Source organism: Bradyrhizobium pachyrhizi, assembly GCF_029714545.1.
Taxonomy (GTDB): domain Bacteria; phylum Pseudomonadota; class Alphaproteobacteria; order Rhizobiales; family Xanthobacteraceae; genus Bradyrhizobium; species Bradyrhizobium pachyrhizi.
Map to the genome: position 1 here is coordinate 8,477,174 of NZ_CP121667.1, position 25,269 is coordinate 8,502,442.

Here is a 25,269-nt window from a genome sequence, read left to right on the forward strand (position 1 = left end):
CAACCAGAGTTAATGACCGAGGACGCTGATAGTTCTGGTTCCCCAAGTCATGAGGGCCGGCTCCGGCAGACCTTTGCAAGTTCCGTGCGGAACAACTTTGCAGGTTTCAGCGTCATTGATGGGCGACAAGCCGGACGAGCCGAATGGTTCGGGCCTGAGCAAGGGAATTCTTGCGAGATAGTGCCAGGAGGCAGAGCTCATGAAGGACGTTGTGCAGTCGGATCAGGATCCTCGCGAACCCTACGGGACTGACGTGACGGCCGGCGCGACAGGCTATGCGTCCTCTCGACGATTGATCGAGGATCAGGCGCTTAAACGACCCGCGCTCGTCAAGCAGCCCAGAATGCAGCACGAGACGACCGATCGGCTTCGCGCTCGCCTGCCGCACGACGTCATTTCCGAAATGGAAGCAGAGCTGAAGCAACAGGTCGATCGAATCGTCGCCGAACGACATTAGCTGGTGAAGCGACGAGCTCGCTGACTTCAACAGCCGAATCTTGCCTGCCGATGATGCTCCAGAGATCGCGGCGCGTGGACACTCGAAGGTAGATCCCGCCGGATCGACGGAGCTTTGATGGGAGCGATTCTTGGGCGCGCGGTTTTCCAGGTCATGGTTGTTCTGGCGGCGGTCGGCATCGTTGCCCTCGCATGCATGGCAGTCCGCGGCGGCTGACGCGGGGCGGTGGTGCGGCCGGCACGGAAGCTCTGGCCGTCATTTTGATCGATTCAGCGCCTTGCTCATCCTGCGCAAGGGAGTACGCTTCGGTGCATTGATTGATCCGGAAACAGATTATGCGCAAACTTCTTTTGAGCTTCGTCGCACTCGCGGCGTTCGCCGCCGCCTTCAATCCTCCGGCCGCCAATGCGGTGTTTTGGCGCGGCGTCACGGCCCCGACGAATATCGACATCCACGGCTACCCGATCATCAAGGAGCCGCCTCCGAGCACATGCCAGCTGATCCACGTGAACGGATACTGGGTCCGGCAGTGCCTGGATTTGTCGCGGCGCTATTGGCGGTGAACGGCGCGCGCCGGACTTTGCGACCTCTCCTGCAAAGCGAGAGGCCGAAATTCGCGGCTAAAGCGCGATGAGATTAGGTTGAATCGTCATCGCGCCTTAGCTCTTTGTTTGAGCATGATCTTTTCGGAAAACCGCTTCGCACTTTTCCGGATCATGCGTTAGTTCGACCCGCCCGGCGAATCGTCGAGCGCCTTGAAGGCCTCTTCGAGCTGCGGTGACAGCGCGACATTGAGCTTCTCGCCGGTCGGCAGCCGGGCGACGAACCATTTGTTGTACAGCGGGACGATGTCGCGATTCGAGGCGAGCCTGCGGAACGCCCGTTCGACCACGTCCTTCATCTGCGGCTCGCCCTTGCGGTACATGATGCCGTAGGGATCGTAGGACAGGTAGTCGCCGGTGACGCGGAACTTGTCCTGCGACTTGTGCCGCGCGATCAGGCCGTAGAGCAGGATGTCATCGGTCGCGAACGCATCCGCCTTGCCGTCCACCAGCATCTGGTAGGACTGCTCGTGGTCGGGTGCGGTGACGATGTTGAGGCCGAGCTTTTGTTTGGCGTCGACATTGTGCATCGCCTGCTCGTTGGTGGTGCCCTTGGTCACCACCACCGTCTTGCCCTTCAGGTCGGCGACCTGGGTGACGCCGGAGGCCTTCGGCACCATCAGCTTGGTACCGGCCACGAACATCAGCGGCGAGAATGCGACCTGCTTGCCGCGCTCGGCATTCGCCGTGGTCGATCCGCATTCGAGGTCGATCTTCTTGTCGACGACCGCCGGAATGCGGTCGTCGGAGGTGACCTTGACGTAGTCGACCTTGAGATTGGCGTCGTCGACCTCGGTCCCGATCTCCTCGACGATCGCATCGCACAGCTCGAGGCTGTAGCCGATCGGCCGGTTGGAGTGATCGAGGAACGAGAACGGCGGCGAGCTTTCGCGATAGCCGATCCGCACCGTGTGCGTGGCCTTGATGTTGGCGAGCGTGGGGCTGAGCCCCTCGCCCGCCGGCTGTGCGGACACAGGGCCAGAGAGCAGGCTTGCCGCCAGCAGGCACGCTGACAGCAGGCATGTCGACAGGAGAGGCGCTTCAGCCCGTATCGGCCTCCAGCGGGCGCGATGCATGCATGCCTCCCGTCAATGGCCGGCCATCACGGCGCCGGGCACCGCATCCTGCGGCACTGCGTCGTCGGGCCCGAGCTCGTGCTCGGCCTTCAGCTCGCCCTCCCACTTCGCGACCACGGCGGTCGCCAGCGAGTTGCCGATCACGTTGGTGGCGCTGCGGCCCATGTCGAGGAAGGTGTCGATGCCCATGATCATCAGCAGGCCCGCCTCGGGGATGTTGAACTGCGCCAGCGTCGAGGCGATCACCACCAACGACGCGCGCGGCACGCCGGCGACGCCCTTCGAGGTGATCATCAGCGTCGCCAGCATCGCGAGCTGCGTGCCGACCGACATCTCGATGTGGTAGGTCTGCGCGATGAAGATGCTCGCGAAGGTGCAGTACATCATCGTGCCGTCGAGGTTGAAGGAATAGCCGAGCGGCAGCACGAAGGCCGAGATGCGCGAGGAGGCGCCGAACCTGTTCAGCCCCTCCAGCGTCTTCGGATAGGCCGCCTCCGACGAGGCGGTCGAGAACGCGATCATCAGCGGTTCGCGGATCAGCCGCAAGAGATGGCTGTAGCGTGGCCCGATCACGATGAACCCGACGACGACCAGGATGCCCCACAGGATCAGGAGCGAGAGATAGAAGCCGCCCATGAAGACGATGAGCTTCCAGAGCACGCCGAGGCCGTTCTTCGAGACGGTCGCCATGATCGCGGCCCACACCGCGAGCGGCGCGAACAGCATCACATAGCCGGTGACCTTGAGCATGATGTGCGCGAGGTCGTCGATCAGGCTCATGATCGGCTTGGCCCGTTCAGGCATCGCACCGAGCGCAACCGCGAAGAACACCGCGAACACGACGATCTGCAGAATCTCGTTCTGCGCCATCGCGTCCGCGATCGAGGTCGGGATCAGATGGGTGAGGAATTTTTCGATCGAGAACGCCGACACCGGCAGTCCGGTCGACTGCGCCTTGTCGGGCAGCGTGCCGGGGAAGTTGGCGCCGGGCTGCAGCAGGTTGACCATCACGAGGCCGAGCAGCAGCGAGACGAAGGAGGCGGAAACGAACCAGCCCATGGTCTTGGCAAAGATGCGGCCGAGCTTGGCACCGCTTCCCATATGGGCGATGCCGCCGACGAGGGTCGCGAAAACCAGCGGCGCAATGATCATCTTGATCAGTCGCAGGAACAGCATCGCGATCAGGTTGACGTCTGCTGCGATCTCGGCACGGCTGTCAGGAAAGTAGTTGAAGACAATCGTCCCCATCGCGATGCCAAGGACCATCGCAATCAGGATATACTGCGTAAACCTGCTGGACATTCTCTTACCCCCGTAAGTTCCCGGCGGAGGGCAAGTGTGGCAGATTTACGCAGCTACGCAACACGCTTCGCGTCCAGCGCGACTTTGCCGAAACGTTCCCGTTGTGGAATGCCAGCGCGCGGACTAGCGTTCATGCAGCGCACAATCTGTGCAAGGCGCTGCGCGCGTCGCAGTCAATTGCATGCGAAACGACCAACGCGAGGGGAGACACCACCAATGAACGACACCGTCAATCGCCAGATCCTGCTTGTCGAAAAGCCTACCGGCAAGCTTGGCCCCGAGCATTTTCGCCTGACCACGGGGACGATCCCCACGCCGAAGGACGGCGAGGCGCTGGTGCGGACGCGCTACATCTCGCTCGATGCCGCCAACCGTGCCTGGATGCACGGCGCCACTTACCGCGCTGCGGTGGAAGCCAACACCGTGATGGCCGGCGGCAGCATCGCCGAGGTGATCTCGTCGAAGGATCCCGGCCTGAAGCCCGGCGACATCGTGTTCGGCGACACCGGCTGGCAGGATTATGCCGCCGTGCCCGCCAGGCACCTGGCGAAGATGCCGAAGCTCGAGCCGATGACGCATCTGCTCAGCGTCTACGGCGTTGCCGGCCTGACCGCCTATTTCGGCCTGCTCCATGTCGGCAAGCCCAGGGAAGGCGAGACCGTGGTGGTGTCGGCGGCCGCGGGCTCGGTCGGCTCGATCGTCGGCCAGATCGCCAGGATCAAGGGCTGCCGCGTCGTCGGCATCGCCGGCGGCAAGGACAAGTGCCATTGGCTGACCAGCGAGCTCGGCTTCGACGCCGCGGTCGACTACAAGGACGGCGCCACCTACAAGGCGCTGCGCGCGGCGGCGCCCAAGGGCATCGACGTCTATTTCGACAATGTCGGCGGCGACATTCTGGAAGCCTGCCTGGCGCAGATGAACAATCGCGGCCGCATCGCCTGCTGCGGCGCGATCTCGCAGTATGACGGCGTCCCCTCCGCGCACGGCCCGCGCGGCGTGCCCGGCCTGATCGTGGTGAAGCGGCTGATCATGCAGGGCTTCATCGTGATGGACTACATGGACCAGCGCGATGCCGCGCTCGCCGACCTGCAGTCCTGGGTCGCCTCGGGCAAGCTCAAGGTGCAGGAGGACGTCATCGCCGGCATCGAGAACACGCCGCAGGCGCTGATCGGCCTGCTCGCCGGCGAAAACCGCGGCAAGCGCATGGTGAAGGTGTAGCGGTCTTTCTTACCTCTCCCCGCTTGCGGGGAGAGGTCGGATCGTATCGCAAGATGCGATCCGGGCGAGGGGGTACAGGTCTCGCCCCTCACCCCACCCTCTAAGAGCGAGCTTCGCTCGTCTCGACCCCGCAAGAGCGGAGCGAGGGAGTCAATGCGCCGTGCCCGACGCCTGCGGTGCGGCTTGCGGCGCCGTCTTGCCCTTCTTCGCCTTGCGCCAGTTCTCGAAACTCTGCACCACGACGAAGAACGCCGGCACGAACAGCACGGCGAGGCAGGTCGAGGCGATCATGCCGGAGAACACGGTAATGCCGATCGACTTGCGGGCGTTGGCGCCGGCACCGGTCGCGATCACCAGCGGCAGCACGCCGAGGATGAAGGCAAACGACGTCATCAGGATCGGCCGGAATCTCGCGCGTGCCGCGTCGATCGCCGCATCCAGCACCGACCGTCCGTCGCGCAGATGACGTTCCAGCGCGACCTCGACGATCAGGATCGCGTTCTTGGCCGACAGCGCGATCAACAGGATGGTGCCGATCTGGGTGTAGAGGTTGTTCTCGATATTCAGGCTCAGCAGCACCAGCGTCGGGCCGAGCAGCGACAGCGGCACGGCGAGGATCACCGAGATCGGCGCGTACCAGCTCTCATATTGCCCGGCGAGCACGAGATAGACCAGGAGCAGCGCAAGCGCGAACACGTAGTAGATCTGGCTGCCGACCTCCTTCTCCTGGTACGACATCGCCGTCCACTCGAAGCCCGAGCCGGGCGGCAGCGTCTTTGCCGCGATCTCTTCCATCAACGCCATCGACTGGCCGGACGAGTAACCCTGCGCCGGCAGCCCGATGATGGAGGCCGACGGATAGAGGTTGTAGAGGCTGATCAGCGACGGTCCGATCGAGGGCGTGATCTTGGCCACCGTTCCGAGCGGGATCATGTCGCCGTTGCTGTTGCGCACCATCATGTTCTCGATGTCGCGCAGGCTCAGGCGGTACTGTGCCTCGGCCTGGGTATAGACCTGGAAGGTGCGGCCGAACTTGGTGAACTGGTTGACGTAGCTGGCGCCGAGATAGGACGACAGCGCCGCGAAGATCTGGTCGGGAGTGACGTGCAGGGTCTGCGTCTTGATGCGATCGACGTCGACGTCGAACTGCGGCACCATCGAGCGGAACGACGACTGGACCCGCTGCAGCGCGCTCTGGGTCTGCGCATTGGCCACGATCGCCCCCGTGACCGCCTGCAGCTTGCCGTAGTCGGCATTGCCGTCGCGCAGCTCGACCTGCATGGCAAAGCCGGCGGCGTTGCCGATGCCCTGGATCGGCGGCGGCGGGATCACCAGGATGCGTGCCTCCGGGATCACCGCGAGCTTGTCGTTGAGCCCGTAGACCAGCGAGCGCAAATCCTCGCCCGGCCCGCGCGCGCTCCAGTCCTTCAGGATCAGATAGGCGACGCCGGCATTGGCGAGGCTCGAGGAATTGTCGAGCGCCGAGATGCCGGCGATGCTGATCACCTGGTCGACACCGGGGGTCTTGCCGGCGATCGTGGTGACCTCGTCGAGCACGTGCTGGGTGCGGTCGAGGGCCGCGCCGTCGGGCAATTGCACCGCGGCGAGCAGATAGCCCTGGTCCTCGATCGGAATGAAGCCGGTCGGCACCCGCGACAGGCCGTAGCCGGCAAGCCCGATGATGACAAGCGCAATGGCGACCGAGGTCTTGGCATGCCCGGCGATGCCGCTGACCAGCCGTGTGTAGCCGCGCTCCAGCCGGTCATAGACCGCGTTGAAGCCGCGATAGAAGAAGTTGCGCTGCTCGGGCGGCGCGGGAGGACGCAGCCATAGCGCGCACTGTGTCGGCTTCAGCGTCGCGGCGTTGACGGCGCTGAGCAGCGCGGTGGCGGCGATCACCAGCGCGAATTGCGCGTACATCCGCCCGGTCAGCCCGGGCAGGAACGCCGCCGGCAAAAACACCGAGATCAAGACCAGTGTGATGCCGACGATCGGCGCGAACAATTCGTCCATCGCCTTGATCGCGGCGTCGTGGCCCGACATGCCGCGCTCGATATTGTGCGCCGCGCCCTCGACCACGACGATAGCGTCGTCGACCACGATGCCGATCGCCAGCACGATCGCAAACAGCGTCGAGAGGTTGATGGTGAAGCCGAGCGCGGCCATGGCCGCGAACGCGCCGATGATCGTGACCGGCACGGTGGTTGCCGGCACCAGCATCGCCCGCCAGTCCTGCAGGAAGACCAGGATCACGACCAGCACCAGCAGGCCGGCCTCGAACAGGGTCTTGTAGACCTCCTCGATCGAGGCGTTGACGAACTTGGTGGTGTCGAACGGCGTGTCGTATTTGATGTCCTGCGGGAACTGCTTGGCGAGCTCCGCCATCTTCCTCTCGACGGCCTTCTCGACCTGCAAGGCATTGGCACCCGGCGACTGGAACACGCCGATGCCGGTCGCGGGCTTCTGGTTCAGCGAGAAGATCTGGCTGTAGGTCTGCGCGCCGAGCTCGACCCAGCCGACGTCGCGGACCCGGGTGACGTCGCCGACATTGCCTGTCTTGACGATGATGTCCTCGAACTGGCTCTTGTCGTCGAGCCGGCCGTTGACGTTCAGCGTGTACTGGAACGCCTGGCCTGCCGGCGTCGGCGGCGCGCCGACCTGGCCGGCGGTGACCTGCTGGCTCTGCTGCTGGATCGCCTGGATGACGTCCTGCGGCACCAGCGCGCGTACCTGCAGCTTGTTCGGATCGAGCCAGACCCGCATCGAATATTGCCCGGCGCCGAACACGGTGACGTTGCCGACACCCGGCAGGCGCGACAGCTCGTCCCGGATGTTGATGGTGGCGTAATTCGACAGGAACAGGCTGTCATAGGTCTTGTTCGGCGAGGTCAGCGTCACGAACAGCAGAATCGAGGTCGACTTCTTCTGGACCGTGACGCCCTGGTTCTGCACCGAGGTCGGCAGCTGCGACAGCGCGCTGGAGACACGGTTCTGCACCAGCACCTGCGCGAAATTGAGATCGGTGCCGATCTTGAAGGTCACCGTCAGCGTATAGGTGCCGTCGGCGCCGCTGTAGGACTGCATGTACAGCATGTCCTCGACGCCGTTGACCTGTTGCTCGATCGGCAGCGCCACGGTGTCGACCACCGTCTTGGCCGAGGCGCCGGGATAGCGCGTCGTCACCTGCACCGTCGGCGGCACCACGTCGGGATATTGCGCGACCGCTAGATTGTACAGCGCCACGCCGCCGATCAGGATCATCAGGATCGCGATGACGTTGGAAAGAACCGGGCGCTCGATGAAGAATTTCGAGATCATGGCGCGTGCGTCCTATTTGGCCGCCGCCGGCGCCGCGTCGGCCTTCTGCACCTGCGGATCGACCTTCTGCCCGGGGATCGCGCGCAGCAATCCGGCGGTCACGATGCGGTCATCCGGCTTCAGGCCGCTCTCGATGACGCGCAGCCCCTCATCGAGCGGGCCGGTCGTCACCTTGCGCTGCTCGACCACATTCTCGGCATTGACGATCAGCACGTAGCGGCCGGCCTGGTCGCTGCCGATCGCGACATCGGGCACCAGCAGCGCCTTGTTCTGCTTTTCGAACGGCACGCGAACGCGGACATAGAAGCCGGGCAGCAAGGTCCGGTCCGGATTTGGGAACACGCCGCGGACCGCGAGCGTGCCGGTCGACTGGTTGAGGGTCGGCGAGATGTAATCAAGCTTGCCCTTGTGCGGATAGCCGGTCTCGGTCTGCAGACCGACCTCGACCGGCAACTGCCTGAGTTCGTTGACCGTCAGACCACGACGGCGCGCTTCATCCCGCACGCGTTGCACGTCCTGTTCGTTGACGTTGAAGTTCACATAGATCGGATCGAGCTGCACGATGGTGGCAAGCTGGGTCGGTGACGCCACACCGACCAGCTCGCCGACCGAGACCAGGTGATTGCTGACGATGCCGTCGAACGGCGCGGCCACGTTGGTGTAGCCGTAGTTGACCGCCGCGATCCTGGTGTTGACCTGGGCCTGCTGCAGGCTGGCCTGGGCGTTGTCCCGGGTGGACGTCGAGGTATCAAGGGTCGCCTGCGAGACCGCCTGCCGCTGCACCAGATCGGTCTGCCGCTTGAAGTCGAGCTCGGCCTGCTTCAGCGTCGCCTGCGCGCCGACCTCTGCGGCCTGCGCCTGTTCCAGCTTCAGCTTGTAGGTCTCCGGCTCGATCGTGAACAGCGTGGTCCCCGCCTTCACGAAGGAGCCGTCCTGATAGTTGATCGCCTGCAGGAAGCCCTGCACGCGCGCGACCAGATCGACGGTCTGGATCGGCGCGGTGTTTCCGGTGGCGTCCAGATAACGTGTGATGGCGCGTTGCACCGGCGGCGCAACCTCGACCTTGGGCGGCGGCGGCGCAACAAAACTGTTTTGCTCGCAGGCACTTAAACTGACGAAGGCCGATACGACGAACGCGACGCGCGCAAGCGGTGCATTTCGCAGCCGCACAAAATTGCTCCGACCGAAATGCGCCGACGCGCGCGCATGCCTCATTTCCGAGCCTCGACTCAAATGACTAAATTTAAAGATCTCGTGACGGGCAAAAAATCCGCCTGCTTCATCCATAGCAACAATCCGCTTGCAGCGGAACTCGAAAGCGAAAATGATGCCGCTCGCCGAGGTTGTTACAACAAGACTTTTTCAGAACTCAGTTCAGTTGAGCCGGAGGCATCCGGCGCGACCAGAGGATTTATTCAGATGATCAATGCGTTGACACGAGCAACGAAGCTGTCCGCATGGCTTGCGCTTGCAGCATTCATGAGCACCGCACCGGCCTTGTCGCAGGCGCCGACCCAGGCGCAGCGCGACGCCATCAAGTCGCAATGCCGCAACGACTACATCGCCCATTGCTCCAGCGTACCGCCGGGCGGCGAAGCCTCGCTGCAATGTCTGCAGAAGAACATGGCAAGCCTCGGCCCGGGCTGCGCCAGCGCGGTGAAGGCCGTCGAAGCGCCGGCCGCCGCACCGAAGGCAGACTCCGCGCCCGCGGCGGCCAAGACCGAAGCTGCTCCGGCGACGGCCAAGCCCGCCGCCGAGGCCGCCGCACCGAAGGCGGCCGGAGCGCCGTCCAGCGCGCAGGTTTCGGCGATCCGCAGCGCGTGCCGCTCCGATTATCCCAAAGTCTGCGCGGGCGTGCCGACCGGCGGCGCGTCGGCGCTGCAATGCCTGGAAAAGAACAAGGGCAAGCTTTCGCCGGCCTGCGAGAAGGCCGTGGCCGCCGCCGGTGGCGGTGCCGCCGCGCCGGCCGCGGGCGCGGCAGGGACGGCAGCACCGGCGGCCGCGCCGGCCGTAATCGCGTTGCGGCCGCTGCGGCCGCGCGAAGAACTGTTGGTGCTGCGCTCGGCCTGCGGCGCCGACGTCCGCTCGATCTGTGGCGGCGTCCAGCCGGGCGGCGGGCGGATCGTGCAGTGCCTCGCGACCAATGCCGGCTCGCTGTCGCCGGCGTGCCGCGACGTGCTGGCGCCGTTCGCGGCGCGATAATCCTGTTGTCACGCTAGAGACCGGAGAAGGGAGCGAACAATGCTGCGTATCGTCCTGACCGCCGCGCTGCTTTGCGGCGCAACCGCCGTCTACGCCCAGGAGCTGACCACCGCGCAACGCGACGCCTGCATGGGCGACTACGAGAAGTTCTGCAAAAGCGTGACGCCCGGCGGCGGCCGCATCATCGCCTGTCTCGCCAAGCAGAGCGACAAGCTGGCGCCCGCCTGCAAGAAGGTGCTGGCGGAAGCGGAAAAGAAATAGCCGCGCAGGCGGTGAGACGACATGTGCCCGGCGATTTGCCGGGCACGGAGCCGTAGCACCTTGTTGCCACCTTCACGCCAACCATACCTCACCCGGGAGAGGGAATTTCATGCGTTCGATATTGCTGATCGCCGCGGCTCTGCTGTCCTTTGCCGCGACGATGACCTTCGAGTCTTCCGACGCCAACGCGGTCGTCTGTGCGCGCGGCGTCTATCGCGCCGGCTGCGCCGGTCCCAACGGTGCGGTCGTCGCCCGCAAACCCGTCGCCGCCGGCTGCCGCTGGGTATGGGTCGGCGGGGTCAAGGTCCGCCGCTGCTACTGAAACTTTCAGCCCCACGCGGCTAGTCGCCGCGCGCATTTTCCCTCTGGCGTTCCCGCCGGAGGGCGATTAGTCTGGACCCAAATTGTAAGTACACTGTCAATCTGGGAGGCAGACGTTGCGGATCGCCGTGATCGGCGGAGGGCCCGGCGGGCTCTATTTCGCCTATCTCTGGAAGAAGCGTCATCCCGACGCCGAGATCGACCTGTTCGAGCAGAACGCGGCCGGCGCCACCTGGGGCTTCGGCGTGGTGTTCTCCGAACAGGCGCTGGACTTCCTGCGCGCCGACGACCCCGAGACGGTCGACGCCATCGCCCCGCTGATGGAGAGCTGGAAGAACATCACCCTCAATCTGCGCGGCGAGAGCGTCGAGATCGACGGCGTCGGGTTCTCCTCGATCGGCCGGCTGGCGCTGCTGACGATCCTGCAAGGGCGCGTCCGCAGCACAGGTGTCACGCCGCGCTTCGACACCGTGGTGCAATCGGTCGACCAGCTCAGGGGTTACGACCTGATCGTTGCCGCCGACGGGCTGAACTCGATGGTCCGCCGCGGCTTCGAGGCCGCGTTCGACGCCTCGATCTCGCATTCCACCAACAAATTCGCCTGGTACGGTACCACCAAGACCTTCGCGACGCTGTCGCAGACCTTCGTGGCGACAAAGCGCGGCAGCTTCAACGCCCATCACTATCGCTATGCGAAGGACATGAGCACCTTCCTGGTCGAGTGTGACGCGGCGACCTGGGCGGCCTACGGCTTCGCCGACAAGAGCATCGAAGAGTCGCAGGCGATTTGCGAAGACGTATTCGCCGCGACGCTGGACGGCCACCGGCTGATCTCGAACAAATCGGTGTGGCGCAATTTCCCGTGGATCTGGAACGAGCGCTGGTCGCACGGCAACATGGTGCTGATCGGCGATGCCTTGCATTCGGCGCATTTCTCGATCGGCTCGGGCACGCGGCTCGCGATCGAGGATGCGATTGCGCTGACCAAGGCGCTCGAGACCGAGAGCGGCATTGGCGCCGCGCTTGCGCGCTACGAAAGCGAGCGCAAGCCCATCGTGAAGAAGCTTGTCACCGCGGCGCGGACCAGCGCCGACTGGTACGAGCATTTCCCGGCGCACATGAAGCTCGACCTGATGGATTTCGCCTACAGCTACATCACCCGCTCCGGCCGGATCGACGACGCGCGGCTGCGCGCGATGTCGCCCGCCTTCATGGCCCGCTACGCAGCCGCAAAGGGACAATCATGACCGGGATCGCCGACCAGGTTCCGCTGGACAATCCCGGTGCGCGCGAGATCGGCTTTACGATCCCCGAGCGCTACAATGCGAGCCGCATCCTGTTCGACAATCTCGGTAACGGGAATGCCGAACGCCTGGCGCTGACCGGCCCGGCCGGCACGCGGACCTATCGCGAGCTCTGCACTGAGGCCGCACGCTGGGGCCACGCCTTCCGGTCGCTCGGACTGCAGCGCGGCGACCGCGTCCTGCTGTTCCTCGACGACACCCCGGCCTATCCCGCGGCATTCTTCGGCGCGGTGCGCGCCGGCTTCGTGCCGCTCTTGATCAACACGCTGACGACGCCAGAGCTGCTGCAATTCTACCTGTCCGACGCCGGCGCGCAGGTCGCCGTCACCGATGCGGAATGCTGTGCGCGCTTCAACGCGGAAGCCTGCAAGGACACGCCGCTGCGTACGCTGGTGGTGGTCAATGGCGCCGCCGGTGATCACGCGGTTGCCGAAACGCGCGAGGCCGGCGACTGGCTGCAAGGATTTCCGGCCGAGCTCGACGCGGCCGACACGCACCGCAACGAGATGGCCTTCTGGATGTATTCGTCGGGGTCGACCGGCCGTCCCAAAGGCATCGTGCATCTGCAACACGACATGGCCTATAGCGAGCGCGCCTTTGCCCGCAACGTGCTGAAGCTTTCGCCCGGCGACATCTGCTTCTCGGTGCCGAAGATCTTCTTCGCCTACGGTTTCGGCAATTCGATCACGTTTCCCTTCTCGGTCGGTGCCGCGACGCTGCTGCTGCCGGGCCAGCCGAAGCCGGCCGCGATCTTCGCGGCGATCGGGCAATATCGGCCGACCGTGTTCTTCGGCCTGCCGACGCTCTACATCTCGCTGACCAAGGCCGAGGGCGCCGAGCAGACCGATTTCTCGTCGCTGCGGATGGCGGTCTCGGCCGCCGAGGTGCTGTCGGCCGACGTCTTCAACGGCTGGAAGCGGCTCACCGGGCTCGAGATCATCGAAGGCCTCGGCTCGACCGAAGTGCTGCACATCTATCTCAGCAACCGCGCGGAGCGAAAGAAGCTCGGCGCCGCCGGCCTGCGCGTGCCCGGCTACGAGGTCAAGCTGCGCGACAGCGATGGCCGCGAGGTCGGCGACAATGAGGAAGGCATCCTGTGGGTGCGCGGCGACTCCGCGACCCCGCTGTACTGGAACCGGCCGGACAAGACCGCCGAGACCGTGCGCGAGGACGGCTGGATCTACACCGGCGACCGTTTCATGCGCGACAGCGACGGCTTCCACTTTTTCCGCGGCCGCGCCGACGATCTGATCAAGATCTCCGGCCAGTGGGTCTATCCGCTGGAGGTCGAGCTCTGCCTTGCCGATCACCCCGACGTCCGCGAATGTGCCGTCTACGCCGCCGAATTGCCGGACCGGCGCATGACGCTGCGCGCCGTGGTTGTCATGAACAAGGCCGGCTTCGACACGGCCGAAGCGACGCGGCGGCTGCAGGACTACGTCAAGACAAAGCTGTTGCCGTACAAATATCCGCGCGAGGTCAAATTCATCGACGAGTTGCCGAAGACCGGCACCGGCAAGATCGACCGGCAGGCGGTGATGCGGATGTGAGGGCGCGTGCCCTTGCACGACAACGTCACCTCACACTCAATGTCGTCCCGGCGAAAACCGGGACCCATAACCACAAATATTTGCGGCGCGACGGCTGGGGCCGCAGCCCGCCATGACACCGCCTTCGGTGGTTATGGGTCCCGGATCGCGCTTTGCTTGTCCGGGACGACGAGTAAGTAGCTAGCCACCCAGCCCCGTCCCGCCATACAGCAAGGCGTTTCAATGTCGTCCCGGCGAAAGCCGGGACCCATAACCACAAATATTTGCGGCGCGAAGGCTGGGGCCCCAGCCTGCCATGACAACCGCGTTCGGTGGTTATGGGTCCCGGATCGCGCTCGCTACGCTCGCTTGTCCGGGACGACGAGTAATTAGTTGCCCAGCCCCGTCCCGCCGCACAACCACGCGATTCAACGTCGTCCCGGCGAAGGCCGGGACCCATAACCACAGGTATTTGTGGCACGACGGCTGGAGCCCCAGCCGCCATAACAACAGCCTTCGGTGGTTATGGGTCCCGGATCGCGCTCGCTACGCTCGCTTGTCCGGGACGACGAGTAATTAGCCACCCAGCCCTGTCCCGCCATACAGCCACGCGATATCGTCGCACCATTGATCCTGCGACTTCGCGCTCATGATCGCGTTGCGGATGCGGGCGTGCTCGCCTGCGGGATGGTAGACGTGTTCGCCGATCGCGCGTGACATCAGCTGCACGCGGGCAGTGCGCGGGAAGCGTTGCGCGCTGTAGGCTTCGAGTGCCGCTGTCTGGTCATCGTGACTGGCCAGCATGTGCGACAGGCAGACCGCGTCCTCCATCGCCTGGCAGGCGCCCTGCGCAAAATATTGCAGCATCGGATGCGCGGCGTCGCCGAGCAGCACCACGCGGCCGTCGATCCACCGCTCGTTCGGATCGCGGTCGCACAGCACCCAGAGCTTCCAGTTGGTGCCGTGGCGGATGATGTTCTGCGCCCGTTCATGGACGTGAGTAAAACCCTTCATCACCTCTTGCTCGGAGACCGGCTTGCCGGCAACCGGCTCCGGCGCATTGTTGTGATAGGTGACGACGAGGTTGAACACCTTCCAGCCCGACAGCGGATAATGCACGATGTGGCATTTCGGACCGGCCCACAGCGTCGCCGCGTTCCAGCGCAGGTCCTCCGGCATCTGCTCGGTCGGGATCACCGAGCGATAGGTGGTGTGGCCGGAGACGCGCGGCGGACCGTCCGTCGTGACCTGCTTGCGGATGTTCGACCACAAGCCATCGGCGCCGATCAGGAGGCGGCCGGCAATCCGCTCCCCACTCGCGAGCGTAGCGGTCACCGACGAACCATCCTGCTCGTAGCCCGTCACCTCGCTGGACACGCGTAGCTCGATCAGCTCGTGGTTCTGGCAGGCGCGCAGGAACACGCCGTGCAGGTCGCCGCGATGCACCACGGCATAGGGATTGCCGAACCGCGCGCGAAAGGCGTCGCCGAGGTCGATATGGGTGATCTCGTCGGCGGTCAGCGCATCCATCAGCCGGAGCTGATCGATATAGACGGCCATGTTGCGCGCGGCTTCGCCGACGCCGAGATAGTCGAAGGCGTGGAACGCGTTCGGGCCGAGCTGGATGCCGGCGCCGATCTCGCCAAGCGCGGCAGCCTTCTCGAGCAGGATCGAGCGGATGCCCTTCTGCGCGAGGCCCAGCGCCACGGCAAGGCCGCCGATGCCGCCACCCGCGATCAGGACAGGTCTCGTCTCCGCCATCAGCCCGACCTCCCGAGATGTTCGAGCGCATCCTCGGCGCGCAGCGGCACCCGCGACGCCTCGTTGTTGAGGTCGACGAGCTGGGTCAACAGCGCCAGCAACGTCTTGCGGTCGGCTGGCTTCAGCGGCTGCAGCATCCGCGCCTGTGCCTTGTCGACCGAGGGCATGATGTCGCTCAGCACCGCCGCGCCGGCCTTGGTAAGATAGAGCAGCTTGACGCGCTTGTCCTCGGGCGCCGGCTTGCGCACGATGAACTCCTTGGCCTGCAGCCGCTCGATCACATTGCCGAGCGTGGAGCGATCGAACGCGATCACCGCCGAAAGCCTTGTGGCGTCGATGCCGGGATGGGTCGAGATCGTGACCAGCGCGGCATATTGCACCGGCGTCAGGTCGAACGCCTTGCACTCCTCGATGAACAGCGCGACCGCGATCTGCTGCATCCGCCGGAACAGGTAGCCGGGCGCGGTATAGACCGCGTCCATGGTGACGGGCGCAGGCTTGTTATTCGGCATCGGGCTGCTTGTCCGGGGCGGCGTCGGCAAACGCCTTGATTTGCTTTGCCGCGGCCTCGGCCTTGAGCAGGCGCGGGTAGGCCGAAACGTCGACGCCGAAGCGTCGCGCATTGGCGAGCTGCGGCACCAGACAGAGATCGGCCAGCGTCGGCGCATCGCCAAAGCAGAACGGGCCGGACTCCGCCGCGATCAGGGTCTCGCAGGCCGACAGTCCCTCGCGATTGGCCCAGGCCGCCCATTCCGTCACCTGCTCTTCGGGCAGGCCGAGCTGACGCAGCCGCGCCAGCACTTTCAAGTTCTGCACCGGGTGGGTGTCGCAGGCGATCGCCTGCGCGAACGCCCGCACCTTGGCGCGCCGCAGCGGATCGTTCGGCAACAGCGGCGGATTGGGATTGGTCTCGTCGAGCCATTCGATGATCGCGAGCGACTGGGTGAGGATCGCGCCGGCGTCGCTCTCCAGCGTCGGTACCAGCCCCTGCGGATTGATCGCGAGATAGGCCGGCGCACATTGCTCGCCCTTGCGCAGATGATGCGGCAGATGCTCTGAGGTGAGCCCCTTCAGATTGAGGGCGATCCGGACCCGGTAGGACGCGCTGCTCCGGAAATAGCCATGCAGCTTCATCGGAACCTCCCTTGCATTTCCCTATTGGCTTGGTTGATTGACGCTAGCCATATTGTCAGTATACTGTCAATTAAATTGCACCGACAAGAATGATGGGAGGCTTGCCATGGAAGCCGTGCAGAAGACCCCTGAGCGCGAGGCGTTCTACAGGAAGATCGACGGCCAGAACCTCTCGGCGCTGTGGAACGTGATGAACGATCTGATCACGCCGGAGCCGAAAAGCGCCTGCCGTCCGCACTTATGGAAGTTCGACCAGATCCGCGAGTACATGAACGAGGCCGGCAAGCTGATCACGGCCAAGGAAGCCGAGCGCCGCGTGCTGGTGCTGGAAAATCCCGGCCTGCGCGGTCAGTCCAAGATCACGACCTCGCTGTTCGCCGGCGTGCAGATGGTGGTGCCGGGCGACATCGCCCCCGCCCATCGCCATGCCCAATCGGCGCTGCGCTTCGTGCTCGAGGGCAAGGGCGCCTTCACCGCCGTCGACGGCGAGCGCACCGCGATGTCGCCGGGCGACTTCGTCATCACGCCGTCGATGACCTGGCACGATCATTCCAACGAAACCAATGAGCCGATGTTCTGGCTCGACGGGCTCGACATCCCGATGGTGCAGTTCTTCGACTGTTCGTTTGCCGAAGGCGCCAAGGAGGACCAGCAGTCGATCTCCAAACCGGCCGGCGCGAGCTTCGCGCGCTACGGCCACAATCTGCTGCCGATCGACCAGAAGCGGACCTCGAAGACCTCGCCGATCTTCAACTATCCCTATGAATACACCCGCGAGGCGCTCGAGAAGGCCAAGGTCAGCGACGAGTGGGACGCCTGCCACGGGCTGAAGCTGAAATTCTCCAACCCCGAGACCGGCGATTTCGCGATGCCGACCATCGGCACCTTCATTCAGCTGCTGCCGAAGGGTTTCAAGACCGCGCGCTATCGCGCAACCGATGCGACCGTGTTCGCCGCGATCGAGGGCAAGGGCCGCACAAGGATCGGCGACCAGACCTTCGAGTGGGGACCGCGCGATTTGTTCGTGGTGCCGAGCTGGCACTGGGTCACCCACGAGGCCGATGCCGACTCCGTGCTGTTCTCGTTCTCCGACCGCCCGGTGCAGCAGAAGCTCGACCTGTTCCGCGAGGACAGGGGCAACGCTTAACAGGCGCGGCAAAGTGTAATGCTGTCGTCCCGGGCAAGCGAAGCGCGACCCGTTTCGCGGGGACAGGGGGAGCGCGTAAGTCTCGTCGTCCCGGCGAAGGCCGGGACCCATAGCCACCGCCCTCGGTTGGTTGAAGACCCTGCGGCCCCAGCCTGTTCTAACAACCGCGCCCTGTGGTTTTGGGTCCCGGTCTTCGCCGGGACGACAGTGGTGTTGCGGGCCGGCAGGTTGCCTTCACCGCCAGTGCAGCAACCGCGTCTCGAGCAAATTGATCAGCTTCCCCACCGCAAGCCCGAACAGCGACAGGATCACGACGCCGGCGAGCAGCTGATCGGTCTGCATCAGATTGCCGGCCTGCAGCACGAAGGCGCCGATGCCGTATTGCGCGCCGATCATCTCGGCGCTGACGACGAGCAGCAGTGCGACCGACGCGGTGATGCGGAAGCCGGCGAGGATCGAGGGCAGCGCGCCCGGCCAGATCACGCGGCGCACGATGGCGTGGAACGGCACGTTGAAGCTCTGCGCCATCCGGATCAGGTTGCGCGGCACCGCATCGACGCCGCTATAGACCGAGATCGCGGTCGAGAAGAACACGCCAAGCGCAATGGTCGCGATCTTCGGCTCCTCGCCGATCCCGAGCCACAGAATGAGCAACGGCAGCAGCGCGATCTTCGGAATCGGAAACAGCGCCGAGATGAAGGTGATGCCGACGCCGCGCGCCATGGTCGACAGCCCGATCGCGAAGCCGACCACGACACCGGCGGCCGTGCCGATGATCCAGCCGGTACCGATCCGCATGATGGACCACGACAGGTGCTGCCATAGCGCGCCCGACATCGCGAGCTTGTAGATCGCGACCGCGATCGCCGACGGCGCCGGCAGGAACAGCGGATTGACCCAGCCTGCGCTGCCGGCGAGCTGCCAGACCGCGATCACAAGCGCGAGCGCGATCCAGCCGGCATGGCGGCTGCCGCCGGGGATAAAGCCGGCGCCGCGAAACGCGACCGGGCGCGTCGCCTCCGCCGATTGGTCTTTCGCTTCCTGCGGCGCGCGGTCAAGCATGCTGGACCTCGCGCTCGGCATCGATCGCCTCCTTCCGGATCAGCGACCACAGCTCACCCTGTAGCGCGGCCATCGGCCCGCGCGCATCCGTCGTGCCGCGCTCGGCGCGCGTCATCGGAATGGTCACGATTTCCCGGATCCGGCCGGGGCGGCGCGACAGCACCACGACGCGGTCGGCGAGCCGCACCGCCTCCTCGAGATTATGCGTGACATAGACCGCGCCCATCGATCCGTCGGCGAGCAAGCGCACGAAATCCTCCATCAGGAGCTCGCGGGTCTGCGAATCCAGCGCCGACAGCGGCTCGTCCATCAGCAGGATCGCGGGTCGAACCGCGAGCGCCCGCGCAATGCCGACACGCTGGCGCATGCCGCCGGACAGCTGCTTGGGATAGGCCGCGCGAAAATCCGACAGCCCGGTGCGGCGTAGCGCATCGTCGATCACAGCCCGGCGCTCGCCGGCACTCAAGCCCGTATGCAACAACGGAAACGCGACGTTCTCCTCGACCGTATTCCACGGCAGCAACGCAAAGTCCTGGAACACGAAGGTCAGCGGATTGAGGCTATCAGCCGGCGCTGCGCCGCGCAGTTCAGCCGCGCCTGCAGCCGGCCGCAGCAGGCCGCCGAGGATCGACAGCAGCGTGCTCTTGCCGCAGCCGGACGGACCGACGATCGCGACAATCTCGCCGGCGCGGACCGTGAAGGAGACATCGTCGAGCACGTCGAGCGCGCCGAAGCGATGGCTGATATGGCCGGCGATCAGGTCCATGGTGCGTCACTCGCAATGGAGCTCGTCATTGCGAGGAGCGAAGCGACGAAGCAATCCATCCATCCGCACATGTGGCGCGATGGATTGCTTCGCTTCGCTCGCAATGACGGTTCGTTACGGCTCGACATCAATCCGCCTTCACATAGTCCTTGGCGATGATCGCATTGGCATCGAAGCCCTTGTCGACGAAACCCTGCCCCTGCAGCCATTTGATCTGGTTGTCGAGATTCTTCACGTCGAGCTTGCCGTCGGGATCGATATAGGCGCAATTGCCGACCACCTGCGCGACCGGCAGGTTGGTGTATTTGGCGATGATCTCGAGCAGCGGCCTGGTCTTGTCGTTGATCGGCGCCACGCCGTCCTTGATCGCAGTCAGGATCACGTCGTGATATTCGTGGTCGGCACGGGTGAGCGCGGTGAGCAGCCTGGTCACCAGCGGTGCGTTGGTCAGCGCCTTCGGCGACGCGAAGATGGCCCCCAGCTGCCACGGCGTCTCGTCGCCGACCCAGCCGAGCAATTTCGCGCCGTTGGAATCCATCAGCGTCCGCGCGGTCGAGACCGGCAGCAGCGCGGCGTCGACGGTTTCGCCCTTCAGCGCCGCGGCCGCGTTCGACAGCGACTGCAGCGGCACCACCTTCACCTCGGACAGCTTGAAGCCGTATTTATCGGCCAGCAGGCCGAGCGAATAATGGAAGCTGGAGCCGACCTGGGTCACCGCGACGCGCTTGCCGGCGAGATCCTTCGGGGTCTTGAGACCGGCGGCGTAGGCGTTGTTGCTGGCGAAATAGCCGATCAGGGGATAGCCGGCCTTCTCGCGGCTCATGCCGCCGATCACCTTCAGCGTGCCCTTGCCGGCGAGATTATAGAGCCCCGCGGTGACGGCGGTGATGCCGAAGTCGACATCGCCTGACGCGGTCGCAACCGCGATCGGCTGCGCCGCGTCGAAGAATTTGAGCTCGACGTCGAGACCGGCGTCGCGGAAATAGCCCTTGTCCTGCGCGATGAACACCGGCGCCGAGGACGACAGCCGCAGCACGCCGATCTTTGCCTTCAGGAGATCGTCGGCCCGCGCGAGACCGCTCGCGGCCCACACCAGGAGACCCGCGAGTGCGAGCCGCGCCCAACCCTTCATTGCCGTTCTCCACTTACAATCCTGCAGGCACGGCCTGATCGCGGCCGATGAACGCGCCCTGTGTGCCGAGCTGTTGTTGCAACTTTTCGACGGAAATGTCGCGCGGAATCGTATTGCCCGACAGCGCGAGCGCGGCTGCGGTTCCCGCCGCCTCGCCCATCACAAAGCAGGCACCGGAGACGCGCGCCGCGGATTGCCCCTCATGGGTCATCGAGGCGCAGCGGCCGGCGACCAGGAGATTGTCGACGCCCTCCGGTACCAGCATGCGGTACGGCAGCTCGTTGTAGCCACGGCTCTCCGGGATCGGCGGAAACTCGAAGATCACATCGCCCGGCACATGGGATTCCTTCGGCCAGCCATTGACGCCGATCGAATCCTCGAACGAGGCGCAGCCCAGCACGTCCTCGCCTGACAGCATGTAGCCGCCGATCACACGCCGCGTCTCGCGGATGCCGAGCTGCGGCGGCAGATCGACGATGTAGGAATTCTCGAAGCCCGGCACCGTGCGCAGGAACTTGAACGCCTCGACCGCCTGGCGGCGCCCCTCGATCTCGCCGCGCGTCATGTCGTCAGGATCAATACCGGAAATGGCGCCGCCATCGCTCCGCGTCACCTGCGTGAAATTCACCCGCCATTCGATCTGCGATTTCTGCGGCCGCACGATCGCCGACTTGCGCGGGAACGTGTGGGTGCCGGCGGCCTCGGCCTCAGCCATCAGCGCCGGGATGGTATGCCATGCATCGCCGGCCTTCGCCGGATCGATGCCGTTGAGGCGGAACATCATCGAGGGGTAGAGCATGCCGCCGGCATTATCGCCGACCTCATGGGGCGCGCCGGCCCACACCGCGAGATCGCCGTCACCGGAGCAATCGATGAAGATGCTGGCGCGCACCGCCTGCCGGCCGGCCTTGGTTTCCACCATCAGCGCACGGATATGCGCGCCATCCATGACGACGCCGGCGCCGAGGGCGTGGAACAGAATGTCGACCTTGTGATGTGCGAGCAGATCGTCGGCTGCGATCTTGTAGGCCGCGGTGTCGTAGGCCTGCGCAAGGATCTTGCCGAGGATCAGATGCGGCGCGTTCAGCCCGCCGAGCCGGTCGATCCGCGCCAAGAGGTCGGAGGCGATGCCCTGCACCACGCGGTGCATCTCGCCGAAAATGTTGGCGTGCAGTCCGCAGAAGTTCGTCACGCCGGCTGCGGTGCCCATGCCGCCGAGAAATCCGTAACGCTCGATCAGGAGCGTCCGCCGTCCGGCACGTGCCGCGCCGACCGCTGCCGCGATGCCGGCCGGTCCGCCGCCAAGCACCACCACGTCATATTCGCCATAGACCGGCACCTGCCGCGCAGGCTCTTCGATCGTGCTCGCTCGCATCATTTCCGCCCTGAACAAAGTTGATTGGGCCAACTATGAATTGATGCATATTGCAGTACAATCCACCAAATTATGTAATCAGCTTTCGCGAATCGAGAAAGGCTCGAGCAAGGCAGATGGATACGCTGGTCAATCTCGAAGCCTTCCTCGCCACAGCCGATGCCGGCGGGTTCTCTGCTGCTGCGCGCAAGCTCAATGTCGCGACTTCCGTCGTCGCCAAGCGCGTCTCCCAGCTCGAGGAGCGGATCGGCACCGCGCTGTTCCACCGCTCGACCCGCCAGTTGCGGCTGACCGAGGCCGGGCAGCAATATGTGCATCGCGCCCGCGGCGTGGTTGCCGATGTCGGCGATCTCTTGTCGCGGATGGGCGAGAAGCAGCGCGATCTGTCCGATCATCTGCGCGTCAAGGCGCCGACGTCGCTGACGGTGGCGCGGCTCGCCGATGCCTTCACGATTTTCCAGAAGCAGAACGGAAGCGTGAAGCTCGAGATCGTGATGATCGATCGTCCGGTCGATCCGGTGACCGAAGGTTTCGACCTCGCGATCGGCGCCTTCCCGCATTCCTTCGGCGGCGTGGTCGACGAGCCCTTGTGCCGGCTGCCGCGCCTCGTGTGCGCCTCGCCGGCCTATCTGAAGACGCACGGCATACCGAAGCATCCGCGCGACCTGGTCGACCATCGCTGCCTCAGCTTTCTGCCGACCGGACCGGAATGGCCGTTCGAGGGACCGCGCGGCCGCATCAATATCCAGGTCCGCCCCATCTTGAGCTCAAACGAAGGCCGCGTGCTGACGCAAAGCGCGATCGCCGGCAACGGCGTTGCGCTGCTCTCGCATTATCTGGTCGCGGACGCGCTGCGCGACGGCGCGTTGCAACCGGTACTAACCGACTTTCCGATTCCGGAATTGTGGGTCAAGGCCGCCGTTCCCGAGCGCCGCATCGATGCCGCCGCGGTGCAGGCGCTGCTGAAGACATTGAAAAAATCGCTGTCGCAGCCGCTGTGATGCGACGCCGGCCTTGCCGTTGGCATGCCGACCTGAGACACGGACGCGAAAGGATCGCCCGCTTGAAACTCCCGATCTCAGTGTCGTTTGGTCTCATCATCGTTGCGACGCCCGCGGCGGCGATCGAGACCTGCCGCTTCATTGAGGCCAAGGCGGAGCGCGAGGCCTGCTACCATCGGCAAGAGCAGGAACTTGCGGCGAAGCGCAAGCCCGAGCCGCCGGTGACGCGGTCGAGCGAATCGAAGACGTTCGATCAACTGCAGCTGATGCGCCGTGACGACGAAGAGGTCTATCGCAGCATGCGCGGCATCTGCCGCGGCTGCTGAGCCTACGCGCCGCCGCCCCACCGCCCCGCGCGCTTCTCGGCGAAGGATGCAAGCCCTTCGGCAGCTTCCGCGGTCTGCCGCTTGGCCGAATGCAGATGAACGAGGCGTTTGTAAGCGTCATCGTCCACGCCCATGCCGCCGAACGAGCTTTCCATCGCGAGCTTCTTTGTCTCGGCCATCGCATCCGGCGCATTGCCGAGCAGCTGCTCGACCACCTTGGCGCCGGCGCTGTCGAGCTCGGCTGATGGCACCACCTCATGGACGAGGCCGATGCGGCGGGCATCCTCGGCGCCGAACCGTTCGCCGGTCAGCGCGTAGCGGCGCACCTGGCGGACGCCGATCGCGTCACAGAGCTGCGGGATGATGATCGCCGCGGTCAGGCCCCAGCGCACCTCGGTGATCGAGAACAGCGCGTTGTCGGCCGCGATCACGATATCGCAGGCCGAGATCACGCCGGTGCCGCCGCCAAAGCAGCCGCCCTGCACCAGCGCGACGGTCGGGACCGGCAACGTGTTGAGACGCTGCACCGCCTCGAAGGTGGCGCGCGATGCCGCCTCGTTCTCCTCGAACGACTTCGGCCGCACGCCGTTGATCCATTTCAGGTCGGCGCCGGCCTGGAAATGCTTGCCGTTGCCCTTCAGCACGACGACGCGCACCGGTTTGGTCGAGAGATCGTCGATCGCGGCCAGCACGCCCGCGATCAGCGCGCCGTCATAGGCATTGTTGACCTCGGGGCGATTCAGCGTGACGGTCGCGACCCCGCGCGCATCGAGGCTCCACAGGACTGGGCTGGCCGACATGACGTTGCTCCCTCGTTCGGCATTGCTGTTATCTTGTACGAGCCTTGCACTATGGCGAGAGCAGGCGCCTTGATCCATCACTTTCGAGCGCGCGCGACTGCACCACGCGCATGACGGGTTGCGCGATGCCCCGCGCTTGTGGAAACTGACGGGGCACGTTGCGGAGAATTGTTCCACTCATGCGTATTTGCATTTTCGGCGCGGGCGCCGTCGGCAGCCACTTCGCGGTCCGGCTCGCGCGCGCCGGCCACAATGTGTCCTGCGTGATGCGCGGGCCGCATCTCGACGCGGTGAGGACCAGCGGACTGACGCTGAAGGTCGGCGATAGCAGCATCACCGCCAGGGTGAAGGCCTCAGCCGATCCTGCCGATCTGGGACCGCAAGACATCGTCATCAGCACGCTGAAGGCGACCGGCATCGGCGCGCTCGCAGCCGGGCTGCCGCCGCTGCTTCAGGGCGACACGTCAATCGTGTTCGCGCAGAACGGCATTCCCTGGTGGTACGATCTCGGCCTGCCGCCGCAGCATCCCGCGATTCCTGATCTCGGCTTCCTCGATCCCGGCGGGCATTTGCGCAGCGCCGTCCCGAAGGAGCGGATCATCGGCGGCGTGATCTTTTCCTCCAACGAGGTGGTCGCGCCCGGCGTCGTCGCGAACCTGTCGCCGGACCGCAACCGCCTCTTGATCGGTGAATGCGACGATCGGCAGAGCGAGCGCATCGCCTGCCTGCGTGCGGCGCTCAACGACGCCGCGATCGAATCGCCCGAGGTCAGCGAGATCCGCGAGACGATCTGGTCGAAGCTCTTGACCAACATGTCGATGTCGGTGCTCTGCCTGCTGACCGGGCTGACCGCGCGCGGCGTCCGCGACGACCCCGACATGCAGGACGTGATCCCGCGCCTGCTTGACGAAGCCAATGCGGTGGCGACACGCTATATCCCCGCCGTCAAGCGCGTCACCCGCAGCGGGCCGGCGCCGGACCACAAGCCATCGATCCTGCAGGATTACGAACTCGGGCGCGCCATGGAGATCGATGTGCTGGTGCGCGCACCGGCGGCATTCGCCCGCGCAGCCGCCATTTCGACCCCGATGCTCGACCTGGTGGCCGCGCTCGCGGTCCAGAAGGCGCGTGACAAGCGCCTGTATCAGGGCTGACAATCCGGCCCACCACGATAA

Annotated in this window: 24 protein-coding genes; 12 read left to right on the forward strand and 12 right to left on the reverse strand. The window is 65.1% G+C overall.

The window, feature by feature from the left end; translation table 11 throughout:
- The first annotated feature begins 199 nt into the window (after positions 1–199).
- Together QA639_RS40095 and QA639_RS40100 are read left to right on the forward strand one after the other, a co-directional pair.
- A complete protein-coding gene (locus QA639_RS40095; RefSeq protein WP_283088791.1) occupies positions 200–457 on the forward strand; it encodes a hypothetical protein in 258 nt (85 codons plus the stop codon).
- A gap of 335 nt (positions 458–792) precedes the next feature.
- Positions 793–1,020 carry a hypothetical protein gene (locus tag QA639_RS40100; RefSeq protein ID WP_028337614.1) on the forward strand — a complete coding sequence of 76 codons (228 nt, stop codon included), beginning with the start codon at positions 793–795 and terminating at the stop codon, positions 1,018–1,020.
- Positions 1,021–1,178: 158 nt separating this feature from the next.
- Here the strand turns inward: QA639_RS40100 and QA639_RS40105 are convergent, their stop codons facing one another.
- Together QA639_RS40105 and QA639_RS40110 are read right to left on the reverse strand one after the other, a co-directional pair.
- Entirely contained in the window at positions 1,179–2,135 is a 957-nt protein-coding gene (locus QA639_RS40105; RefSeq protein ID WP_157342418.1) for an amino acid ABC transporter substrate-binding protein, read from the reverse strand.
- 12 nt (positions 2,136–2,147) lie between these two features.
- A complete protein-coding gene (locus QA639_RS40110; protein ID WP_028336266.1) occupies positions 2,148–3,437 on the reverse strand; it encodes a dicarboxylate/amino acid:cation symporter in 1,290 nt (429 codons plus the stop codon).
- 216 nt (positions 3,438–3,653) lie between these two features.
- Here QA639_RS40110 and QA639_RS40115 point away from each other — a divergent pair, with 216 nt between their 5' ends.
- Entirely contained in the window at positions 3,654–4,655 is a 1,002-nt protein-coding gene (locus QA639_RS40115; RefSeq protein WP_028336265.1) for an NADP-dependent oxidoreductase, read from the forward strand.
- A gap of 150 nt (positions 4,656–4,805) precedes the next feature.
- Here QA639_RS40115 and QA639_RS40120 read toward each other — a convergent pair whose 3' ends face one another.
- Positions 4,806–7,973: an efflux RND transporter permease subunit gene (locus QA639_RS40120; protein ID WP_283088792.1), complete on the reverse strand. Its 3,168-nt coding sequence runs from the start codon at positions 7,971–7,973 to the stop codon at positions 4,806–4,808.
- A 12-nt stretch (positions 7,974–7,985) separates the two neighbouring features.
- Positions 7,986–9,143 (reverse strand): efflux RND transporter periplasmic adaptor subunit, encoded by a 1,158-nt coding sequence (locus tag QA639_RS40125; protein WP_283088793.1) that lies wholly within the window; start codon positions 9,141–9,143, stop codon positions 7,986–7,988.
- Positions 9,144–9,392: 249 nt separating this feature from the next.
- On the opposite strand from QA639_RS40125, the gene QA639_RS40130 reads away from it, so the two are divergent.
- The 5 genes from QA639_RS40130 (at position 9,393) to QA639_RS40150 (ending at position 13,611) form a co-directional block, all read left to right on the forward strand.
- Complete coding sequence (locus QA639_RS40130) at positions 9,393–10,175, forward strand: cysteine rich repeat-containing protein (RefSeq protein WP_028336262.1); 783 nt, start codon at positions 9,393–9,395, stop codon at positions 10,173–10,175.
- A gap of 39 nt (positions 10,176–10,214) precedes the next feature.
- A complete protein-coding gene (locus QA639_RS40135) occupies positions 10,215–10,436 on the forward strand; it encodes a cysteine rich repeat-containing protein (protein ID WP_028336261.1) in 222 nt (73 codons plus the stop codon).
- Between the two features lie 109 nt (positions 10,437–10,545).
- Positions 10,546–10,758, forward strand: a complete 213-nt coding sequence (locus QA639_RS40140; RefSeq protein WP_028341820.1) for a hypothetical protein — start codon at positions 10,546–10,548, stop codon at positions 10,756–10,758.
- Between the two features lie 115 nt (positions 10,759–10,873).
- Positions 10,874–12,004: an FAD-dependent monooxygenase gene (locus tag QA639_RS40145; protein ID WP_283088795.1), complete on the forward strand. Its 1,131-nt coding sequence runs from the start codon at positions 10,874–10,876 to the stop codon at positions 12,002–12,004.
- The gene (locus tag QA639_RS40150) at positions 12,001–13,611 is read left to right on the forward strand and encodes a benzoate-CoA ligase family protein (RefSeq protein ID WP_428841123.1); all 1,611 of its coding nucleotides are present in this window, start codon (positions 12,001–12,003) and stop codon (positions 13,609–13,611) included. The genes QA639_RS40145 and QA639_RS40150 overlap by 4 nt, the downstream gene beginning before the upstream one ends.
- Before the next feature lie 555 nt (positions 13,612–14,166).
- Here the strand turns inward: QA639_RS40150 and QA639_RS40155 are convergent.
- From QA639_RS40155 to maiA, 3 genes are read right to left on the reverse strand one after another with little or no spacing between them, the layout of a single operon-like run.
- Positions 14,167–15,351, reverse strand: coding sequence for a 3-hydroxybenzoate 6-monooxygenase (locus tag QA639_RS40155; RefSeq protein ID WP_283088796.1), 1,185 nt, complete (start codon positions 15,349–15,351; stop codon positions 14,167–14,169).
- A complete protein-coding gene (locus QA639_RS40160) occupies positions 15,351–15,863 on the reverse strand; it encodes a MarR family winged helix-turn-helix transcriptional regulator (protein ID WP_092083193.1) in 513 nt (170 codons plus the stop codon). Before QA639_RS40160 ends, QA639_RS40155 begins: the two co-directional genes overlap by 1 nt.
- Positions 15,853–16,485: a maleylacetoacetate isomerase gene (gene maiA / locus QA639_RS40165; RefSeq protein ID WP_283088797.1), complete on the reverse strand. Its 633-nt coding sequence runs from the start codon at positions 16,483–16,485 to the stop codon at positions 15,853–15,855. Before maiA ends, QA639_RS40160 begins: the two co-directional genes overlap by 11 nt.
- Before the next feature lie 106 nt (positions 16,486–16,591).
- Here maiA and gtdA point away from each other — a divergent pair, with 106 nt between their 5' ends.
- The gene (gene gtdA / locus QA639_RS40170) at positions 16,592–17,632 is read left to right on the forward strand and encodes a gentisate 1,2-dioxygenase (protein WP_283088798.1); all 1,041 of its coding nucleotides are present in this window, start codon (positions 16,592–16,594) and stop codon (positions 17,630–17,632) included.
- 234 nt (positions 17,633–17,866) lie between these two features.
- On the opposite strand, the gene QA639_RS40175 is transcribed toward gtdA, so the two are convergent.
- The 4 genes from QA639_RS40175 to QA639_RS40190 all read right to left on the reverse strand — a co-directional run bounded on the left by QA639_RS40175 (position 17,867) and on the right by QA639_RS40190 (position 21,967).
- Positions 17,867–18,694 (reverse strand): ABC transporter permease, encoded by an 828-nt coding sequence (locus tag QA639_RS40175; RefSeq protein ID WP_198400121.1) that lies wholly within the window; start codon positions 18,692–18,694, stop codon positions 17,867–17,869.
- The gene (locus tag QA639_RS40180) at positions 18,687–19,460 is read right to left on the reverse strand and encodes an ABC transporter ATP-binding protein (RefSeq protein ID WP_157342436.1); all 774 of its coding nucleotides are present in this window, start codon (positions 19,458–19,460) and stop codon (positions 18,687–18,689) included. Before QA639_RS40180 ends, QA639_RS40175 begins: the two co-directional genes overlap by 8 nt.
- A gap of 127 nt (positions 19,461–19,587) precedes the next feature.
- The gene (locus tag QA639_RS40185) at positions 19,588–20,592 is read right to left on the reverse strand and encodes an ABC transporter substrate-binding protein (protein ID WP_157342438.1); all 1,005 of its coding nucleotides are present in this window, start codon (positions 20,590–20,592) and stop codon (positions 19,588–19,590) included.
- A gap of 13 nt (positions 20,593–20,605) precedes the next feature.
- Positions 20,606–21,967 (reverse strand): FAD-dependent oxidoreductase, encoded by a 1,362-nt coding sequence (locus QA639_RS40190; RefSeq protein ID WP_157342440.1) that lies wholly within the window; start codon positions 21,965–21,967, stop codon positions 20,606–20,608.
- Between the two features lie 116 nt (positions 21,968–22,083).
- Here QA639_RS40190 and QA639_RS40195 point away from each other — a divergent pair, with 116 nt between their 5' ends.
- Both QA639_RS40195 and QA639_RS40200 read left to right on the forward strand, forming a co-directional pair.
- Complete coding sequence (locus tag QA639_RS40195) at positions 22,084–22,968, forward strand: LysR family transcriptional regulator (RefSeq protein WP_157342442.1); 885 nt, start codon at positions 22,084–22,086, stop codon at positions 22,966–22,968.
- A gap of 62 nt (positions 22,969–23,030) precedes the next feature.
- Positions 23,031–23,294: a hypothetical protein gene (locus QA639_RS40200; RefSeq protein WP_038377750.1), complete on the forward strand. Its 264-nt coding sequence runs from the start codon at positions 23,031–23,033 to the stop codon at positions 23,292–23,294.
- Between the two features lie 2 nt (positions 23,295–23,296).
- Here QA639_RS40200 and QA639_RS40205 read toward each other — a convergent pair whose 3' ends face one another.
- Positions 23,297–24,094, reverse strand: coding sequence for an enoyl-CoA hydratase-related protein (locus tag QA639_RS40205; protein ID WP_028336248.1), 798 nt, complete (start codon positions 24,092–24,094; stop codon positions 23,297–23,299).
- 179 nt (positions 24,095–24,273) lie between these two features.
- Between QA639_RS40205 and QA639_RS40210 the strand changes: the two genes are divergently transcribed.
- Complete coding sequence (locus tag QA639_RS40210; RefSeq protein WP_283088800.1) at positions 24,274–25,248, forward strand: ketopantoate reductase family protein; 975 nt, start codon at positions 24,274–24,276, stop codon at positions 25,246–25,248.
- The last annotated feature ends 21 nt before the right edge of the window (positions 25,249–25,269 follow it).

What these genes read in the sequence shown, in the direction of transcription:
- gtdA (WP_283088798.1), top strand. Translation starts at nt 16,592, where the DNA reads ATGGAAGCCGTGCAGAAGACCCCTGAGCGCGAGGCGTTCTACAGGAAG.
- QA639_RS40095 (WP_283088791.1), top strand. Translation starts at nt 200, where the DNA reads ATGAAGGACGTTGTGCAGTCGGATCAGGATCCTCGCGAACCCTACGGG.
- QA639_RS40190 (WP_157342440.1), bottom strand. Translation starts at nt 21,967, where the DNA reads ATGCGAGCGAGCACGATCGAAGAGCCTGCGCGGCAGGTGCCGGTCTAT.
- QA639_RS40105 (WP_157342418.1), bottom strand. Translation starts at nt 2,135, where the DNA reads ATGCATCGCGCCCGCTGGAGGCCGATACGGGCTGAAGCGCCTCTCCTG.
- QA639_RS40150 (WP_428841123.1), top strand. Translation starts at nt 12,001, where the DNA reads ATGACCGGGATCGCCGACCAGGTTCCGCTGGACAATCCCGGTGCGCGC.
- QA639_RS40115 (WP_028336265.1), top strand. Translation starts at nt 3,654, where the DNA reads ATGAACGACACCGTCAATCGCCAGATCCTGCTTGTCGAAAAGCCTACC.
- QA639_RS40160 (WP_092083193.1), bottom strand. Translation starts at nt 15,863, where the DNA reads ATGCCGAATAACAAGCCTGCGCCCGTCACCATGGACGCGGTCTATACC.
- QA639_RS40210 (WP_283088800.1), top strand. Translation starts at nt 24,274, where the DNA reads ATGCGTATTTGCATTTTCGGCGCGGGCGCCGTCGGCAGCCACTTCGCG.
- QA639_RS40120 (WP_283088792.1), bottom strand. Translation starts at nt 7,973, where the DNA reads ATGATCTCGAAATTCTTCATCGAGCGCCCGGTTCTTTCCAACGTCATC.
- QA639_RS40155 (WP_283088796.1), bottom strand. Translation starts at nt 15,351, where the DNA reads ATGGCGGAGACGAGACCTGTCCTGATCGCGGGTGGCGGCATCGGCGGC.
- QA639_RS40130 (WP_028336262.1), top strand. Translation starts at nt 9,393, where the DNA reads ATGATCAATGCGTTGACACGAGCAACGAAGCTGTCCGCATGGCTTGCG.
- QA639_RS40100 (WP_028337614.1), top strand. Translation starts at nt 793, where the DNA reads ATGCGCAAACTTCTTTTGAGCTTCGTCGCACTCGCGGCGTTCGCCGCC.
- QA639_RS40185 (WP_157342438.1), bottom strand. Translation starts at nt 20,592, where the DNA reads ATGAAGGGTTGGGCGCGGCTCGCACTCGCGGGTCTCCTGGTGTGGGCC.
- maiA (WP_283088797.1), bottom strand. Translation starts at nt 16,485, where the DNA reads ATGAAGCTGCATGGCTATTTCCGGAGCAGCGCGTCCTACCGGGTCCGG.
- QA639_RS40180 (WP_157342436.1), bottom strand. Translation starts at nt 19,460, where the DNA reads ATGGACCTGATCGCCGGCCATATCAGCCATCGCTTCGGCGCGCTCGAC.
- QA639_RS40110 (WP_028336266.1), bottom strand. Translation starts at nt 3,437, where the DNA reads ATGTCCAGCAGGTTTACGCAGTATATCCTGATTGCGATGGTCCTTGGC.
- QA639_RS40195 (WP_157342442.1), top strand. Translation starts at nt 22,084, where the DNA reads ATGGATACGCTGGTCAATCTCGAAGCCTTCCTCGCCACAGCCGATGCC.
- QA639_RS40140 (WP_028341820.1), top strand. Translation starts at nt 10,546, where the DNA reads ATGCGTTCGATATTGCTGATCGCCGCGGCTCTGCTGTCCTTTGCCGCG.
- QA639_RS40205 (WP_028336248.1), bottom strand. Translation starts at nt 24,094, where the DNA reads ATGTCGGCCAGCCCAGTCCTGTGGAGCCTCGATGCGCGCGGGGTCGCG.
- QA639_RS40175 (WP_198400121.1), bottom strand. Translation starts at nt 18,694, where the DNA reads ATGCTTGACCGCGCGCCGCAGGAAGCGAAAGACCAATCGGCGGAGGCG.
- QA639_RS40135 (WP_028336261.1), top strand. Translation starts at nt 10,215, where the DNA reads ATGCTGCGTATCGTCCTGACCGCCGCGCTGCTTTGCGGCGCAACCGCC.